This is a genomic window from Nocardia xishanensis NBRC 101358 (genome assembly GCF_001613365.1).
In the GTDB taxonomy this organism is placed as follows: Bacteria; Actinomycetota; Actinomycetes; order Mycobacteriales; family Mycobacteriaceae; genus Nocardia; species Nocardia xishanensis.
The window spans coordinates 1-15,514 of record NZ_BDCF01000045.1 but is presented as its reverse complement, the minus strand read 5'-3'; the positions used below and the strand labels follow the sequence as shown (position 1 = coordinate 15,514).

General features: G+C 68.9%; 14 protein-coding genes and 1 pseudogene. 8 read left to right on the top strand and 7 right to left on the bottom strand.

Annotation, left to right across the window (positions count from 1 at the left end):
* Nucleotides 1-5: 5 nt before the first annotated feature.
* Both NX1_RS37040 and NX1_RS37495 read right to left on the bottom strand, forming a co-directional pair.
* Nucleotides 6-494 (bottom strand): hypothetical protein, encoded by a 489-nt coding sequence (locus tag NX1_RS37040; protein ID WP_169812295.1) that lies wholly within the window; start codon nucleotides 492-494, stop codon nucleotides 6-8.
* Nucleotides 495-632: 138 nt separating this feature from the next.
* On the bottom strand, nucleotides 633-1,283 hold the full coding sequence (locus tag NX1_RS37495; protein ID WP_068065018.1) for an MCE family protein: 651 nt from the start codon (nucleotides 1,281-1,283) through the stop codon (nucleotides 633-635).
* A 603-nt stretch (nucleotides 1,284-1,886) separates the two neighbouring features.
* On the opposite strand from NX1_RS37495, the gene NX1_RS26950 reads away from it, so the two are divergent.
* The 3 genes from NX1_RS26950 to NX1_RS26940 all read left to right on the top strand — a co-directional run bounded on the left by NX1_RS26950 (nucleotide 1,887) and on the right by NX1_RS26940 (nucleotide 5,643).
* Nucleotides 1,887-2,318, top strand: coding sequence for a GAF domain-containing protein (locus NX1_RS26950; protein ID WP_084501792.1), 432 nt, complete (start codon nucleotides 1,887-1,889; stop codon nucleotides 2,316-2,318).
* A gap of 195 nt (nucleotides 2,319-2,513) precedes the next feature.
* Nucleotides 2,514-5,327 carry a LuxR C-terminal-related transcriptional regulator gene (locus tag NX1_RS26945; RefSeq protein WP_084501791.1) on the top strand — a complete coding sequence of 938 codons (2,814 nt, stop codon included), beginning with the start codon at nucleotides 2,514-2,516 and terminating at the stop codon, nucleotides 5,325-5,327.
* Nucleotides 5,328-5,430: 103 nt separating this feature from the next.
* Nucleotides 5,431-5,643: a DUF8691 family protein gene (locus NX1_RS26940; RefSeq protein ID WP_068065007.1), complete on the top strand. Its 213-nt coding sequence runs from the start codon at nucleotides 5,431-5,433 to the stop codon at nucleotides 5,641-5,643.
* Nucleotides 5,644-5,649: 6 nt separating this feature from the next.
* Here NX1_RS26940 and NX1_RS26935 read toward each other — a convergent pair whose 3' ends face one another.
* Both NX1_RS26935 and NX1_RS26930 read right to left on the bottom strand, forming a co-directional pair.
* Nucleotides 5,650-6,693 carry a crotonase/enoyl-CoA hydratase family protein gene (locus NX1_RS26935; RefSeq protein ID WP_068065004.1) on the bottom strand — a complete coding sequence of 348 codons (1,044 nt, stop codon included), beginning with the start codon at nucleotides 6,691-6,693 and terminating at the stop codon, nucleotides 5,650-5,652.
* Between the two features lie 35 nt (nucleotides 6,694-6,728).
* Nucleotides 6,729-8,357: an acyl-CoA dehydrogenase family protein gene (locus NX1_RS26930; protein ID WP_068065000.1), complete on the bottom strand. Its 1,629-nt coding sequence runs from the start codon at nucleotides 8,355-8,357 to the stop codon at nucleotides 6,729-6,731.
* A 159-nt stretch (nucleotides 8,358-8,516) separates the two neighbouring features.
* Here NX1_RS26930 and NX1_RS26925 point away from each other — a divergent pair, with 159 nt between their 5' ends.
* Entirely contained in the window at nucleotides 8,517-9,272 is a 756-nt protein-coding gene (locus NX1_RS26925; RefSeq protein ID WP_068064994.1) for a PaaX family transcriptional regulator C-terminal domain-containing protein, read from the top strand.
* A 166-nt stretch (nucleotides 9,273-9,438) separates the two neighbouring features.
* Entirely contained in the window at nucleotides 9,439-10,161 is a 723-nt protein-coding gene (locus NX1_RS26920; protein WP_068064991.1) for a Mut7-C RNAse domain-containing protein, read from the top strand.
* Nucleotides 10,162-10,168: 7 nt separating this feature from the next.
* Here NX1_RS26920 and NX1_RS26915 read toward each other — a convergent pair whose 3' ends face one another.
* Nucleotides 10,169-10,882 carry a TetR/AcrR family transcriptional regulator gene (locus NX1_RS26915; RefSeq protein ID WP_068064984.1) on the bottom strand — a complete coding sequence of 238 codons (714 nt, stop codon included), beginning with the start codon at nucleotides 10,880-10,882 and terminating at the stop codon, nucleotides 10,169-10,171.
* Nucleotides 10,883-11,013: 131 nt separating this feature from the next.
* Here NX1_RS26915 and NX1_RS26910 point away from each other — a divergent pair, with 131 nt between their 5' ends.
* Nucleotides 11,014-12,159 (top strand): acyl-CoA dehydrogenase family protein, encoded by a 1,146-nt coding sequence (locus NX1_RS26910; protein ID WP_068064982.1) that lies wholly within the window; start codon nucleotides 11,014-11,016, stop codon nucleotides 12,157-12,159.
* Nucleotides 12,160-12,356: 197 nt separating this feature from the next.
* Here the strand turns inward: NX1_RS26910 and NX1_RS26905 are convergent, their stop codons facing one another.
* Nucleotides 12,357-12,989, bottom strand: coding sequence for a class I SAM-dependent methyltransferase (locus NX1_RS26905; protein ID WP_444980711.1), 633 nt, complete (start codon nucleotides 12,987-12,989; stop codon nucleotides 12,357-12,359).
* 116 nt (nucleotides 12,990-13,105) lie between these two features.
* Nucleotides 13,106-13,375, bottom strand: coding sequence for a DUF2277 domain-containing protein (locus tag NX1_RS26900; protein ID WP_068064976.1), 270 nt, complete (start codon nucleotides 13,373-13,375; stop codon nucleotides 13,106-13,108).
* A 95-nt stretch (nucleotides 13,376-13,470) separates the two neighbouring features.
* Here NX1_RS26900 and NX1_RS26895 point away from each other — a divergent pair, with 95 nt between their 5' ends.
* Both NX1_RS26895 and NX1_RS26890 read left to right on the top strand, forming a co-directional pair.
* Nucleotides 13,471-14,946 carry a metallophosphoesterase gene (locus NX1_RS26895; RefSeq protein WP_068064970.1) on the top strand — a complete coding sequence of 492 codons (1,476 nt, stop codon included), beginning with the start codon at nucleotides 13,471-13,473 and terminating at the stop codon, nucleotides 14,944-14,946.
* Nucleotides 14,947-15,061: 115 nt separating this feature from the next.
* Nucleotides 15,062-15,514, top strand: a pseudogene (locus NX1_RS26890) (RsbRD N-terminal domain-containing protein); the annotation flags it as partial.

Sequence of the window (15,514 nt, the reverse complement as noted above, 5' to 3'; positions counted from 1 at the left end):
ACCCTTCATCGGGGCGGACGGGGCGCCACCCGTCGTGCTGCGATGATCGACTCCCGTTGTGGCGCAGGTTTTTTCGGGCGCGGCGCCAATGTCATCGTAGTCAGCGGTGCGGGGCCGCTCCACCCGCAGGTGAGATCGCAGGTCGCGAGCGTGGCCACGGCATGCTTACCGTCGGCGAAGACCGTGGTGACCAGATACGCGCGTGCGGGATAGTGGCAGCGCGGGCACCGGCCGAAATAGTCGAGGATCTCCAGGCTTTGCGAGGCCAGGACGGCGGGCCCTGCGGTCATCACCGTGACGCCTTTGCGCAGTCGCGACAACGTCAGCAGGCCGAGGCCGCCCGAAAGGACGCTGGTCAGCAGGAGGACCAGCGCGCAGACGAGCATGGCCGGCCGGCGCGGCAGCCACTGCCCGAGCCCTCCACGCTGAAGCCGACGAAGAGATATCCGGCGCTGAGCACCGCGACGGTGGCGAAGCCGAGCGGCCAGCTTCATTTTGTCGATCAGGTCGGCGCGGATCCGCCGCCAGCGGCCGCGCAGGCGATGGCGGGCGGGTGCGCTCGCTCGGATCAGCTGCGCCGCAATGTGATTCGCGAGACGGACGCACCTGGGCGAGCTCGGGTGCGGACTCGTTCACCGCGGCGGCGGCCGCGCCGAGATCGCCGAGCAGGTCGCCGATTCCGGGGGTCGCGCGCACCCGGGTTGGCCCACTGGTCGAGACGTTCGATGGTCGAGTCCGGCGCGCGCCGCGGGATCCATTGCGTCGGCGAGGGTGCCGAGCACCCGGCCGAGCTTGGCCGGCTGGATTCTGTCCAGCACCGTGCGCAGGGTGGTCAGCGTCGTCCGCAACTGGGTGGTCGCGGCGCTGGCGTCCTGGCGGATGACGGCGCCCTGGCGCAGGCCGCGCGGGGCGGCGTCGTTGTCGACCAGTTCGATCGCGGTGACTCCGAAGATGTTGGCGGGCAGGACGCGCGCCGTCATTGATTCCGGAATCGACGGTGCCACATAGTGTTTCAGATCGAGGAAGACGTTCTGGCGCTCCCCTTTGGCAGCAAATGGCGACTTCCGCGACGCTCCGACGAGCATGCCGCGGAATTTCACATCGGCGCGCTCGGGCAGGCCGCCGCCGACGACCAGCGAGCCGTTACCCCAGGTGACGTCGGCGATCAGGCGCAGCAGCTCCTTGCGGTTCCGCAGCACGAACGGGATCGCCGCCGACGCCCGGCCGAACACGAGACCTTGGTGACCGAGGCGCACGACGATTCCGGCCGGGACGCTGGCCACACGCGCAGCCGCCACAGCGGCCGGACCGGTTGCGGTATGTGTTGTAGGTCTGGGTGACGATGATGTTGGCCGCGAACAGGTCGGTGGCAACCGCGAAGCACGCGAACTCACTGATGTACGAGCCAGGTGTCCCAGTCTGTATGGAGACCTTGAACAAAGCGTCATTCTTCGCGAGGAACGCCGCCTTCTCACTTCCATTCATGCATAGTGACTCAGACAGATCGCGGGACAAAGTGACCGTGCGGCAAACCGAAACATGGTCGTGCCAGTCGATTGGATTCGACTGCCGAAACCCGGACCCGAACCGACCACCCGGTGTTAATGTGGTGGCCGTCACATCGCGGCAAGGTGGCATGTGACCCGCGTGAAGGTGAACGGTTCTCTCCGGAAGCACTGGGCGGCGGTTCGAGAGACCCAGGCGCGCAACCGTTCACGCCACCACCGGTCACAACCGGGGTGGCAGGAGCCCGTTCGGGGGACGGGCGAGGCGAAGCTGCCGATACGGCAGCTCCAAGGTGGTAGCAAGTCGGCGCGTCCGGAGACACCAGCAGGTCGGCCCATATGGTCCTGCCGCCGGTGCGCGCCGTGGAGTGAGGTGTCCGAATGCTCGATACCCGACCTATTACGACGAACTTCCCCGGTTCGGTCAGCCTTTTCCCGAACAAGCAATCGGCGATACCAGCGCAAGCCGCCGCGAACATAGCGCGCCTGCTGCCCGATCATCCCATGGTCGGCATCACGGCCTGGGGCCTCGACGGCCTCGAAGTCGTCGGCTGGTCGAGCAGGCAGGCCGCGCGACTCGAGCAAGCCATCACCGACTTCCCGGATTCGCCTGGCATGGACGTCATCCGGACTCGCAGGAGGATTCTGATCACCGATCTGGCCGAGGAGGCGCGCTGGCGCGAGTACTGCGCCCACCTGCGCGAATTCGACGTACGGTCGCTGTACTGTCATCCGCTCGTCTCCGACGGGCAAGTCCTCGGACTGTTGAGCCTGTATTCCCACCGCACGAACGCTTTCCGCGCGCAGGGGTGACGCGGACGCGGGGAGGGGCGCACACCCCTCCCCGCGCCGCAGCTTCGTCGAGACTCTTACCCTCCAGAGCCGGTGACGAGTTCGACGATACTCACGACGACTCCGAGCACCGTGGTGACCAGATCGAGCACGGCTGAACCGAGTGACATCGTGTCTCCTTTCTGTTTTCCGTCGGTACAACCGGACAAGCCTCGCATGCCGGTCGGTCATATCGATCCGATGACACGCCAGTGCATGCTCCGATCCGGGACGCACGAATTCGGATGCGCCGTCGGCCATTCCCTTGGGGACACCTTTAGTATGAAAACCGAAATACAGAGATTCCTGAGCCAGGCGCGAAAAATGTTGTCGGCAGTCGGTCCAGGAGGAACGGTGACCATCTCGCACGGCCCCGCTCTACGTTCGATCTCCGCTGACGACAGCGGAACTCCCTCGGAAATGCCGACGTTTTCCTCGGCGCCGATTGCCAGATCGACGCTGATCGACCGACTCGACGCCTTCCTCGCGGGCGACCAGCAGCGGGTGCTGGTGGTTTGCGCGCCCGCGGGAAGCGGCAAGACCGTACTGCTCGCCGATTGGGCGAGCCGGCTCATGTCGCGGGAGTTCCGGCGCCCGACGCTGGGGTGGGTGTCGGTGGCCGAGCATTCCGAACCCGGCGCCGCGCTGTGGCAGACGCTGCGCGACCAACTGGACTTGCCGAAACCGCCGCCACGTCCGTCCGTGGATGCTCCCGGACTCGACGCGGCCCAGCTCGTCGAGGCGCTGACCGCGCGCGGAACACCGACCGTGATCGTCATCGATGACGCCCACTTGGTCACCGAGCCGCTCGCACTCGCCGGGCTGGAACACTTTCTGCTGCACGCGCCGCCGACGGTCACCACCGTGGTGTCCGGCCGCTTCGACCCGCCGCTGCGCTGGCATCTGCTCGGGCTGACCGAGCGTTCGGCCAGGTGGGGCGCGAACGACCTCGCGATGTCAGGTGCGGAGATCGCGGCGCTGTGCCGCGAACACCACTGCGAACTCGACCAGGACGAGCTCGCCACGGTCCTCGACCTGACCCACGGCTGGGCCGCGCTCGTCCGCATCGCCGCGATGTATCTGGCCGCCAACCCCGACCGGTCCGCGGCGCTGGCCGTGCTGGCCCGGCCGCCGCGCGCCGTCTCCGACTTCCTGGTCGGCGAACTGATCGGCGCTTTGCCGCTGAACGTGCGATTGTTCCTGACCTACACCAGCGTTCCCGATTCGTTCACCGAGCGGCTGGCCGACGACCTGATCGGCGGCGGGGCCGCGCTCACGCTGTACGAACTGGACCGGATGAACTTCCCGCTCACCTCGGTCGCGCGCGGCGACGACATCTGGTTCACGTTCCATCCGATGCTGCGGGCGTACTTCCTGGCCGAGGTGAACCGGCTCGGCGCGCGGGCCCGTTCCGAACTGCACCTGCGGACGGCGAACGCGCTGCGCGCCGCCGGGCTGCCGCTCCAGGCGCTGACACATATGCTCGCCAGCTCCGATCCGCGCCACCTGCGCGCTTTCCTCACCGAATGCGGGACCACGATGGTCCTCGACGGAGACGGCGCCGCGCTGTTCGGTGAATTGCAACGCGAGCGGCCCGGCCTGCTCGACGACCCGTTCGTTTGGCTGTTGCGCGTCCTCGACGCGCTCTTCCACGGCAGCGCCGCCGACGCGCTCGCCTACCTGGATGTCGCGGGCTCGCGCCGGGACCGGCCCTCGTTCGTGCCCGCGCCGTGGATCGACGCGCTGACCCTCGCCGCGACGGTGGATGCCGCCGCGGCCACCGGTTCCATCTCGGGCGATCTCGCGGTGGACGCCGCGCCGACCGGCAACCCCGATATCGATTGCTACCTCGCTATTCAGTCGGCCACCGCGATGGTGGTCGGCGGACGGCTCGACCGGGCCGAGGAGGTGCTGCTGCGCGGTCTCGCGCTGGCATTGCACGCCGGACATCCACGCCTGGCGCTGCGCGCGCTCACCCGGCTCACCTTCATCGCCTGCGGGCGCGAGGCCACCGACTCGATGCGGGACCGGGCGGCCAAGGCGCTCGTCGTCGCCGCCGAGCACGAACTGAACGACACCCCGGACGCGGCACAGGCGATGACGGCCGCCGGTCTTGCCGCCTACCTGCGCGGCGAGCAGCCCGATCCGCAGCACGTCTCGGCGGCGCTGACCCGCAACGCGGTGCAGGACGGATCGGCGAGCCCGCTGGCCGGGTGGCACGGCTACGTGATCGGGCAGCTATTGGCCGTCGAGCAGGCCGCCGACAAGCGCGCCGCCATCGACGACCTACGCCGCGGAACGCAGCTGCTGCTGGACAAGAACACCGTGCCCGGCGTGACCGCGAGCGTGATTCCGCACGTGGTCTGGGCCCTGCTGAGCGTGCACGAACCGTTGGCCGCGCAACTGCTCGCCGAGCGGGCCCAGCAGTTGCTCGGCGATCTGCCCGACGTCGTCGTTGCCAGAGCCGCGGTGGCGGAGACTGCCGAGCACAGCCAGGCCGCCCTCGCGCTGCTCGAGCCTTTACTCGAGGGCTCCGGCGCCACCATGCGGCCGTCCACCCGGGTCACCGGATGGTTGCTGTACTCGTCGGCCCACCACAGGGCGGGCAACGGCGCGAAGGCGCACAGCGGTCTGGAGAACGCGTTGCGGGACGCCGCCGCCGATCACCTGGTTCGTCCCTTCCTCGACGTTCCGAACGCGATAGAACTGCTCGATGTATACGCGGGCCGATTCGGTCGCCTCGACGCGTTCGGCGATTGTGTGCGGCAGAATCGCAGCGCCGCGCGGAACTCGACGCACCCGGCGCTGACCGAGGCCGAGATGACCGTGCTCAAACACCTTCCCTCGGGCCGGACCGCACAGCAGATCGCGGCCGATCTCGGTGTCTCGATCAATACCGTGAAAACGCATCTGCGTTCGATCTATGCGAAATTCGGCGCGAATTCCCGCGTCGCCGCTCTCGACCGTGCCCGGCGCAGCGGCGTGCTCTGAGCGCGCGACCGCGTCCGCCGGCAATCTCATCCTCGGCGTGTGAGGCGAGTCACGCGCGCCGCGCGGCAGACTCGACCATCGCGCAGTCACAGGGAGGAGAGCCATGCCGGTCCCGACCAGGTACCAGTTCATCATCGACGGCGAACTGTCCGACCGCGCCGTGGCCGCCTTCCCCGACCTCGATGTCGCGCCGTCCAGCAGCGGCACCACCTCGTTGTTCGGGCCGGTGGCCGATCCGACGGCGATGCGAGCCATCCTGGCCATGATCGACAACCTCGGCCTCACCCTGCTGGAGATGCGCCAGCTGCCGGACTGAGACCCGTCAGCGCTCGGCGTCCTCCTCGCCGGATGCCCGGAACTGCGCGCGCTTCCAGTCGCCGTAGGGCTCGTCGCGTTCGCGCACGGCCTCGCGGAATCCGACGGTCGCCGAGCGCAACTGGAAGGCGTAGCCCTCGCGGGTGTGCCGGGAGATGCCGTCGAAAACGGTGCTGACCATGCCCGAATTGGCCACGCCTTGGGCGAGCAGCGCGCTGTTGAGCGCGAGCTTGGCCATGATGAGCTGGTTGACCGGCATACGCGCGATGCGGGCGACCAGCGCATCGGTCCGCTCGTCGAGTTCGTCGGCCGGGCACGATTCGACGGCGAGACCCCATTCCGCGGCCTGCTTGCCGCTGATGCAGTCGCCGGTGAACAGCAGACGCTTGGCGAGCTGGTCACCGAGCCGGTGCGCCCACATGCCCGCCGCGGGGATGCCCCAGACACGGGTGGGCGGGTAGCCGATCTTGGTGTCGTCGGCGCAGATTATCTGGTCGGCGAACAGCGCGATGTCGGTGCCGCCCGCCACCGCGAAGCCGTGCAGTTTGGCCACGGTCGGCTTGTTCGCGTGCAGCAGGCTGGAAAAGCCGCGGTTGAAGCGGCTCATCATCTGGTAGTCGACCATCGGATCCCAGGTGGCCCATGGATTATGGTTGCGCGCCTGCACGGCCGGATCGAGGACGGTGCCGTCCACCGGCGCCGCGCCGCCGTCGGGCGTGAAGCCGTTCTCCGCGAAGATCGACAGGTCGTAGCCGCCGCAGAAACCTTTGCCGCGCCCGGACACCACGATCACGTGCACGCGCGGGTCGAGGTCTGCCCTTTCGACCGCCGCTGCGAGCTCGATCGGGGTGTCCGCGGTGATCGCGTTGCCGTGTTCGGGGCGGTCGAAGGTGATGCGCGCGACCCGATCGGTGACCTCGTAGGTCAGCGTCCGATACCTGATGTCGGACGGCGGCTGCTCCCGGTCGGCGAACAAGGAGTCCTTGCCTTCGGTCAGGCCTTCGTACCAGGCGGCCGGTCGAGTTCCTGCGTGGTCGGTGTAGTCGGGCAACGGGAATTCCCTTCGAGGAGCGGACGGGTGCGGTATCAGAACTTGGGCGTGACGCGTTCGATGATCGCCCCGGTGTCGAGGCCGTGGGGCAAGGTTCCGAATACGTCGCCGTGATCGCGGCCGAGCCTGCTGACGACGAATCCGTCGGCGACCGCGGGATGCCCGTAGCGCACCAGCAGCGAAGCCTGGAGCACCTGCGCCATCTCGCCGACGACGCGGCGGGCGCGGTACTGGATCGTGTCGAAATCGGTGAACCGGCCGCGCAGATCGTCGATCGCGGCATCGAGCCTGGCGTCCGCGCCGTGGGCCTGGTCGACCTCGTCGAAGAACACGCCGAGGGCCTCCGGCTGTTTGGCCAGCGCGCGCAGCGTGTCGAGGGCGGCGACATTGCCCGAGCCCTCCCACACCGACATCAGCGGCGCTTCCCGGTACAGCCGCGGCATCCGCGATTCCTCGACGTATCCGTTGCCGCCGAGGCATTCCAGCGCTTCGGCCGCGTGGATCGGCCCGCGCTTGCACACGTAGTACTTGCTGACCGCCAAGGCGATCCGGCGCAGCCGATCGGCGGTCTCGTCGCCGGACACGGCCCGGTCGGTCACCTCGGCGAGCCACAGTCCGACGGTGGTCGCGCCCTCGGCCTCCAGCGCGAGGTCGGCGAGGACGTTGCGCATCAACGGCTGGTCGATCAGCTGCGCGCCGAAAGCGCGGCGGTGGGTGGCGTGGTGCACGGCCATGACGACGCCCGCGCGCATCCCGGACGCCGAGCCGAGCGTGCAGTCGAGCCTGGTGAGGTTGACCATCTCGATGATCGTCGGTACGCCCCGGCCCTCGTCGCCGACCAGCCAGCCGACGGTGTCGTCGTACTCGACCTCGCTGCTCGCGTTGGAGTGGTTGCCGAGTTTGTCCTTGAGCCGCTGGAGGTTGAAGGTGTTGCGGGCGCCGTCGGGCAGTACGCGCGGGACGAAGAAACACGACAGTCCGCCGGGCGCCTGAGCCAGCACCAGGAAGAAGTCCGACATGGGCGCCGAGGTGAACCACTTGTGCCCGGTGATGCGGTACGTGCCGTCCGCACACGGCACGGCGGTCGTGGTGTTCGAGCGGACGTCCGAACCGCCCTGCTTCTCCGTCATCGACATGCCAGCGATCAGACCGCGTTTGGTCGAGGGCACCCGCAGGCCGGGATCGTATTCCTTGGCGACGAGCAGCGGTTCGTACTGTGCCGCGAGTTCGGCGTTGGCGCGCAGCGCAGGCACCACGGCGTAGGTCATCGAGATCGGACATCCGTGCCCGGCGTCGACCTGGCTCCACACGCTCATCTTCGCGGCGCGCACCAGGTGCGGGCTCGGACCGCTGTCGGCCCACGGCGCGCCGTGCAGGCCGAAGCCCACCGCGTACTCCATCAGCCGGTGATAGCTCGGGTCGTACTCGACCTCGTCGATCCGATGCCCGTAGCGGTCGTGCGTCCGCAGCACCGGCGGGTGCGCCTCCGCGAGATCGCCGAGCGCCTGCGCTTCGGCGCTGCCCGCGAGCCTGCCGACCGACCGCACGTCCTCGATGGCCCGCTCGGCCCCCGCCCTGCGCAGCGCCTCCAGAATCACCGGCTGCTCGGCCGCGTCGTAATCCACCAACGGCGGAACCTGATTCGTCACCACATGCGTCGCCATCGCAACCCGTCCTCCCACTCGAATATTACAACCCTGCGTCACGCGCCACGGATTTGCAATAGCGCGCCGCTGCCCCAGCCCTTCCACACGCGCCACAGGCGCTGGCCGCGCGAGGCCTGCACGAGATGTGCGGGAATCGCGGGTGGTTAGCATCGGTGCATGGATTCGCGTGGGACGCCGGTGCGCAAGCTCACCGCGCGGTCGGCGATCCTGAGCGCGCTGCTCGGCGCGCACCCCGCCGAGGCGCCGGTGAGCTGGATCGTGCGGGTGGCGGTCGGGCTCGGTCTCCAGGAGTCGGCGGTGCGCGCGGCGCTGACCAGGATGGTCGCGGGCGGCGATCTGGAGCGCCGCGACAGCGCCTACCGCCTCGCGCCCCGGCTGATCGAACGCCAGCACCGCCAGGACGAGGCCATGCACCCGCCAACCGGCGCATGGGACGGCACCTGGCAGCTGGCCATCGTCACCGTCGGGGCCGACGACTCCACCGACCGGGCGGCGTTCCGGGAAGTCTTGCGAGCCAAGAAGTTCGGCGAGTTGCGCGAGGGCGTGTGGACTCGCCCTGACAATCTCGGCACCGACTTCCCCGCCGCCGCGGCGCGCAGGCTGACGGTGTTCACCGGCCACCCTGGCGAACCGGACGGCGAACTGGCCGAACGACTTTTCCGGCCGGACGCCTGGGCCGAGAACGCCCGGCTACTGCTGTCGGCCATGGCGCAGGCCGAATTCATCGGCGACCGTTTCGAAGTCGCCGCCGCGACCGTGCGCCACATCCTCAACGACCCGATGCTGCCCACCGAGCTTCTGCCCCGGCAGTGGCCAGGCTATGAATTGCGGGCGTCCTATGTGGATTTCCGCGCGGAGTTCGCGGAGTTCGCCGAGGCGCTGATGGGCAGCACCGTGCCGCGGCAGCGCTGAGCGCCCGCACCGATCGGGCACCGCGCCGCCGCATCGACAGCGCCGCGCCGGACAGCAACAGGCATGCTCCGAGCGGGCACGGGCGCACAGGAAACGCCGACAACTCGCACCGTCCCGCTCACTCGCCAGAGCTGCCCAAGAAGGCGCGGCCTGGCATGCTTGACTGGTGGGTACCGGGGAGATCACGGTCGAGTTCGCGGCCGAGCTCGAGTTGTTCGTGGCCGCGGGGCTGCGCGGGGGTCCGTCGAACGTGCGCGTCGACGGGGTGTCGACCGTGGGGCACGTGGTGGAGTCGCTCGGGGCGCCGCTCACCGAGGTCGGGGCGCTGGTGGTGAACGAAGAGACGGTCGGACCCGCTTATGTACCCGTCCACGGGGATTCGCTCGCGGTGCGGGCGGTGGCCCGTCCGCAGCGGATGCCCGAGCCGGTGCGCTTCCTGCTCGACATCCACCTGGGCACCTTGGCGCGACGGCTGCGCCTGCTCGGCATCGACGCCGCGTACGAGAACCCGGACATCGGCGACGCCGCATTGGCCACGCGGTCGGCCGCGGAGAGTCGAATCCTGCTGTCCCGTGATCGCGGACTGCTACGGCGACGCGAAATCTACGCGGGCGCATACATTTACAGCCACAAGCCCGCCGAGCAACTCGACGACGTGCTCTCCCGTTTCGCGCCGGGCCTCGCCCCGTGGACGAGGTGCACCACCTGCAACGGCCTGTTGCGCGAGGCCGACAAGGCGGACATGCGCGGGCGGCTGCCCGATCAGACCGAACAGACATACGACACCTTCGCGCAGTGCGTCGACTGCGGCCAAACCTATTGGAAGGGCGCGCATCACGCGCGGCTGGACGCTATCGTCGCGCACGCGCGACGGAAGTTCGGATCCTGACCGCGCCTCACGTCGCGGCCGCGTCGCCGCGATAGTCCTCGCCCGCGATCAGCAGGTCGCGCAGCCGCGCCTCGGCATCGAGCTCGATGCCGAGCGCGCGCAGCCGGTGGTCGATCAGCAGCCACGCCTCGGCGGTGAGCTGATCCACCAGCTCCTCTCTCGTGCTCTCCCGATGCGTGAGCCACCAGCGCACGGAGGCGTCGATCAGCCCGAGCAGCGCGATGATGAGCCGCTCCGCCGCGGCCCGGTCCGAACCGAAGCGCGGAATGTATCGTGTTGCGGCGGTGAAGATCTCGGAGGCGAAGGCGCTGCCGCCGATGCGCGGCTCCTCGTTGCCGCTGCGGTAGTTGCGCTCGACGAGAAAGCGATACAGGTTCGGATGCTCCCCCGCCCAGGCGACATGCTCGGCGATGGGAGCGCGGATGACGTCGATCGGCGTGCCGTCGATGTCGAAGGTGGCGCGAATGCGGGTTGTGAGTTCCGCGTGCGCGTGCCGCGCGACCGCGCGGTCGAGTTCCTCTTTGCCCGCGATGTGCCGGTAGACGTGCGTGCGCACCAGTCCGGCGCGGTCCGCGATCTGCCCGATCGAGGCATCGGATCCGTGTTCCTCGATCGCCGCGACGGCCGCCGCCACCAGCGCGCGGCGGCGTTCGACGCCGCCAGGCCCGCGCGCGCCCGAGCGGCGGGTTTCGGCGGTGTCGGTCCAGCGCTGTCGTCCCACGCGGCTCACCGTATCCGATGTCCTCGGGTCTCGAAGTTCCGTCTTGTCCCAGCACAAGCGATGGTACACACTGTACCCGTAAATACTGGTCACAAGTATTGCCAGTAGTACGCCGAGCCTAAGGAGTCTCGATGGCCGCCTACCGGTCGTGTTGGATGAACGACGACCTGGACGCGCTGCGCGAACTCGCGCGCGCCTTCTTCGAGAAGGAGGTCGCGCCCAACGTCGACAAGTACATCGCCCAGCACCACGTCGACCGCGACCTGTGGCACAAGGCGGGCGAACTCGGCCTGCTCTGCCTGTCCATCCCGGAGGAGTACGGCGGTGGCGGCGGTACCTTCGCGCACGAGGCCGTGCTGATCGAGGAGCAGGCCAGGGTGGTGGACACCGCGTGGGGCCAGAGCCTGCACAACGGCATCGTGGCGCACTACCTGCTCGCCTACGGCACCGAGGAGCAGAAACAGCGCTGGCTGCCGAAGATGGCCAGCGGCGAGGTGGTCGGCGCGATCGCGATGACCGAGCCGGGTACCGGCTCCGATCTGCAGAGCGTCAAGACCAAGGCGGTCCGCGACGGCGACGAGTACGTCGTCAACGGTTCCAAGACCTTCATCACCAACGGCGCCCAGGCCGACCTGATCATCGTCGTGGTCAAGACCGACACGACCCAGGGCGCGGCGGGCATCAGCCTGGTGCTCGTCGAGGCGGACCGCCCCGGTTTCCGGCGCGGCCGGGTGCTGGACAAGATCGGCCAGAAGGGCCAGGACACCTCCGAGCTGTTCTTCGAGGACGTGCGCATCCCGGTGGCCAACCTGCTCGGCACGCAGGAGGGTCAGGGCTTCGTCCAGCTCATGCAGCAGCTGCCGCAGGAGCGCCTGATCATCGCGGTGGGCTCGGTGGCGGGCATGGAGACCGCACTCGACCACACGCTGCGCTACGTCAAGGAACGCGAGGCGTTCGGCCGCCCGGTCTTCGGCTTCCAGAACACCAAGTTCAAGCTGGCCGAGGTCGCCACCGAGGCGAAGATCGCCCGCGTCTTCACCGACGACTGCATCGCCAAGCACATCGCGGGCGAACTCGACATCCCGACCGTGGCGATGGCGAAGTGGTGGACCACCGAGCGCGCCATGTCGGTGGCCAGCGAATGCCTCCAGCTGCACGGCGGATACGGGTACATGACCGAATACCCGATCTCGCGCATGTGGGTCGACAACCGGGTGCAGATGATCTACGCGGGCACCAACGAGATCATGAAGGAGATCATCGCCAGGTCGCTGTGAGCGAAGCCCGGTGCGTCGCGATATGGGCTGCGGCGCACCGGCTTTCGATAGAGGCATCTCGGCGCGGACCGGCGGCCTGCACGGTGCCGCATGCCGCCACACGGGCGGCTGGTCGGCAACGCGAACTCGGTATCCGCGACGCTGCCCAGTGCGTGGACCAAGGTGTCGTAGCGCAGCGTCCGGGGGCCGTCGACCAGCTACTGCTCTCCGGGCACCCCGCACGCGGGCACCGCTCGGTGTTCGGCGGAGGGCTCTCGATCACCCGGCGCATCCGGTCGGCGAGCGGCGAGCCGCCAAGCATCGCGCTGCGATCCCGCCCCGAGTCGCTTGCCCCACGAGGAGCCCGTGTCCGCGATGTCGGCAGCCGTCGCTGACGTCACGCCGGTGATCGTGAGCCCTTGTGCCGCGAAAGGTTCCGCGAGACCGCGCAGATCGCGCTCGTCGATGGGCGACAGGCCGGAACTCCGGTCGTGCTCGGTCACCGAGACGAGGATCGAGAGTGACGCGCCCGGCTTCATGACCCGCGCGAGCCCCGCGAGTATCACCGGATCCGCGGTGAGGATGCCGCGCAGCAGCGAGCCCCACGGGAAATACACCGTGACGAGGTCGGCGACACCGTCCAGTTCCCGCGGCAGCCGCTCGGCGGCCGCCACCACGAACAGGGTGTTCGCGAGCTTGCCACGGGCGGCCTTGCGGGAGACCTCGGACATGCCCGCCGCATTGGCGTCCACGCCGATCACCAGCCGTTCAGGGGCGGCGATCGCCGCGGCGAGCACCGCGCGTCCGTCGCCCGTACCGAGGTCGATCTGCACCGCCGGATGACGGCCGATCAGCTCTCGGGCTTAACCGACGTCAACCTCGCGGACCTTCTTGCCGCTCACGATTCGCATGGGCGCGACAGTAGCGAGACGCGCCACCCGGGCGCATCCGATTTTTCGGCGGCTGCTCAGCCCCGCGCGGCGATCCTGGCCCGCACCTCGGGGCGGCGCAGCGGCGGCACCGTCTTCGGCGGCACCTTGCGGTCCGGCAGCTCGGCGAGCAGGCGGGTCGTCACCGCGGCGATGTCGGCCACCGCGGACTCCACCACCGGCCGCGTCGCCGCGGAGATACTGGACAGGCCCGCGACCTTGCGCACGTACTGCAGCGCCGCCGCCTCGATCTCCTCCGGTGTCGCCGCGGGCTCCAGCCCGCGCAGGGCAGTGATGTTTCGGCACATGCTTCGAGGCTACCGAGGGTGTCCGACATCGTCCCGGGCTCCGCGAGCCGGTCCGGCGTAAGGTCGGCACCGTCGGTACGGGAGAGGGCAGCGCGGTGATCGTTGTGGTGGTACTGGTCGGCTTCGGGGTGCTCGCGGTGTTCGGCGGGCTGCACTGGTATCTGTGGCGGCGCTTGGTGCGCGACACCACCGCACCGCGGACGGCGCCGCGCCGGAGCGGGACCGCGGTGCTGGTGGCGGGTCCGCTGCTGCTGCTCGGCGCGTCCGTGGGCGACTCGGCCGGACTGCCGTTCCCACTGGTGCGGGTCATCGCGTGGCCGGGTTACCTGTGGGGCGCGCTGGTGGTGTATCTCCTGCTCGCGCTGCTGGTCGGCGAGGCGCTGCGGCCGCTACTGCTGCGCTGGTGCGCACGCGAAAACGACATGGACGCACGCACTTCGATCGAGAAACACACGGAGTCCGCAAGCGAACCGCAGACTTCGGTCGAGCGTTGCGCGGCGCGCGTCGAGACACCCCCGATTCCGGCAACGAGCGATCTCGAATCGACCGAGGTAGCAACCTCTACGGCGCATGCGGTCCGGGAATCCACAGCGGCAAGCACTCCGGCACACCCGGTCCTGGAACCCACGGCGCCAAGCACTCCGGTGCGAGAGGGCCGGGAACTCACAGACGTCCCCAATACTCCGAAGGAAGCCGGAGAACACGCCGATCTCGAAGCGCAGTCGATTACCGCTACGCCGAAGCCGATCTCGCGACGAATCTTCGTATCCCGCGCGGTGGCCGGGACCGCCGCGCTCACCGCGGCGGCCACCGTCGGCGCGGGCACGTACGGAGTGCTGAACGGGCCGCAGGTGAAACGGCTGACCGTGCCCTTGGCAAAACTCCCCCGTTCGGCGCACGGTTTCCGGATCGCCGTGGTCAGCGACGTGCACCTGGGACCGATTCTGGGCAGGGGCTTCGCCGAGCGCGTCGTCCGCACCATCAACGACACCCAGCCCGATCTCATCGCGGTGGTCGGCGATCTCGTGGACGGCAGCGTCGATGACCTACGCCCGGCCGTGGAACCGCTGAGCAGGCTGCGCGCCAGGCACGGCGCGTACTTCGTCACCGGCAACCACGAATACTTCTCCGGCGCGGAGGAATGGATCGAGCACGTCCAGGATCTCGGATTGCGCCTGCTCGCCAACGATCGGACCGAGCTGCCCGGTTTCGATCTGGCGGGCGTGAACGACGTGCAGGGCGAACGCGTCGGGCAGGGACCCGATTTCGGCAAGGCGCTGGGTGATCGCGATCCGGCTCGCACCGCTGTTCTGCTGGCGCACCAGCCCATTCAGATCCACGACGCCGTGACGCACGGCGTCGACCTCCAGCTGTCGGGACACACGCACGGCGGCCAGCTCTGGCCGGGGAATCTTGTTGCCGCACTGGCGAATCCAACGGTCGCCGGGCTGGAGCGCTACGGCGACACCCAGCTGTACGTGACGCGCGGGGCCGGTGCGTGGGGCCCGCCCGTCCGGGTCGGCGCACCCTCCGACATCACCGTCGTGGAGCTGGCCGCGGCACGGGCTTGACACGCCGTCCGAAAGGATGGCGCGTCACCGGGAAACCCCGCGTACGAAACGGGTCGGGTATACGATTCCACGAGTACCCTGATGCCGCTCGGTGCGGAAATCGATGGAGGACCGTGTGTCCGAATTGTTCTACCCCGTCGCGACCGAAATCGGCGTGAACGGCGGCGGGGTAGGTCTGCTATCGGCACTGGTGCAACACCTCAGGCAGAATCGGACCGCCCTGCGCGAGGAATGGGCGCGACTCATCACCGAGGCGCAGCTGCTCACCGCCATGTCGGCCGAGGAGATGTTCTCCGAAGTCACCGCGGTCTACGACAACTACGTCGCGGTGCTGGAGACCGGTTCGGTCCAGGCGCTCCAGGACTACGCGCGCGACCTGTCCGAGCGCATCTTCCCCCGCGGCGTGGAGACGGACGAGGTGCTCGGCATCGTGCTCCTGCTGCGAGATGTGCTGGCCCGCTCGCTGTTCGAGAAGTACCAGTCCGATTTCGAGCTGCTGAACCAGGTTTTGGACGCCTACGAGCCCGCCGCGAACCGCATCGCGAGCACCGTGGCCATCTCCTTCGTG

Bases quoted from the DNA above. Each gene is read 5' to 3' on its own strand.
- NX1_RS26900 (WP_068064976.1), bottom strand. From the start codon at position 13,375: ATGTGCCGAAACATCACTGCCCTGCGCGGGCTGGAGCCCGCGGCGACA.
- NX1_RS26925 (WP_068064994.1), top strand. From the start codon at position 8,517: ATGGATTCGCGTGGGACGCCGGTGCGCAAGCTCACCGCGCGGTCGGCG.
- NX1_RS26950 (WP_084501792.1), top strand. From the start codon at position 1,887: ATGCTCGATACCCGACCTATTACGACGAACTTCCCCGGTTCGGTCAGC.
- NX1_RS37040 (WP_169812295.1), bottom strand. From the start codon at position 494: ATGAAGCTGGCCGCTCGGCTTCGCCACCGTCGCGGTGCTCAGCGCCGG.
- NX1_RS26940 (WP_068065007.1), top strand. From the start codon at position 5,431: ATGCCGGTCCCGACCAGGTACCAGTTCATCATCGACGGCGAACTGTCC.
- NX1_RS26910 (WP_068064982.1), top strand. From the start codon at position 11,014: ATGGCCGCCTACCGGTCGTGTTGGATGAACGACGACCTGGACGCGCTG.
- NX1_RS26930 (WP_068065000.1), bottom strand. From the start codon at position 8,357: ATGGCGACGCATGTGGTGACGAATCAGGTTCCGCCGTTGGTGGATTAC.
- NX1_RS26945 (WP_084501791.1), top strand. From the start codon at position 2,514: ATGCCGGTCGGTCATATCGATCCGATGACACGCCAGTGCATGCTCCGA.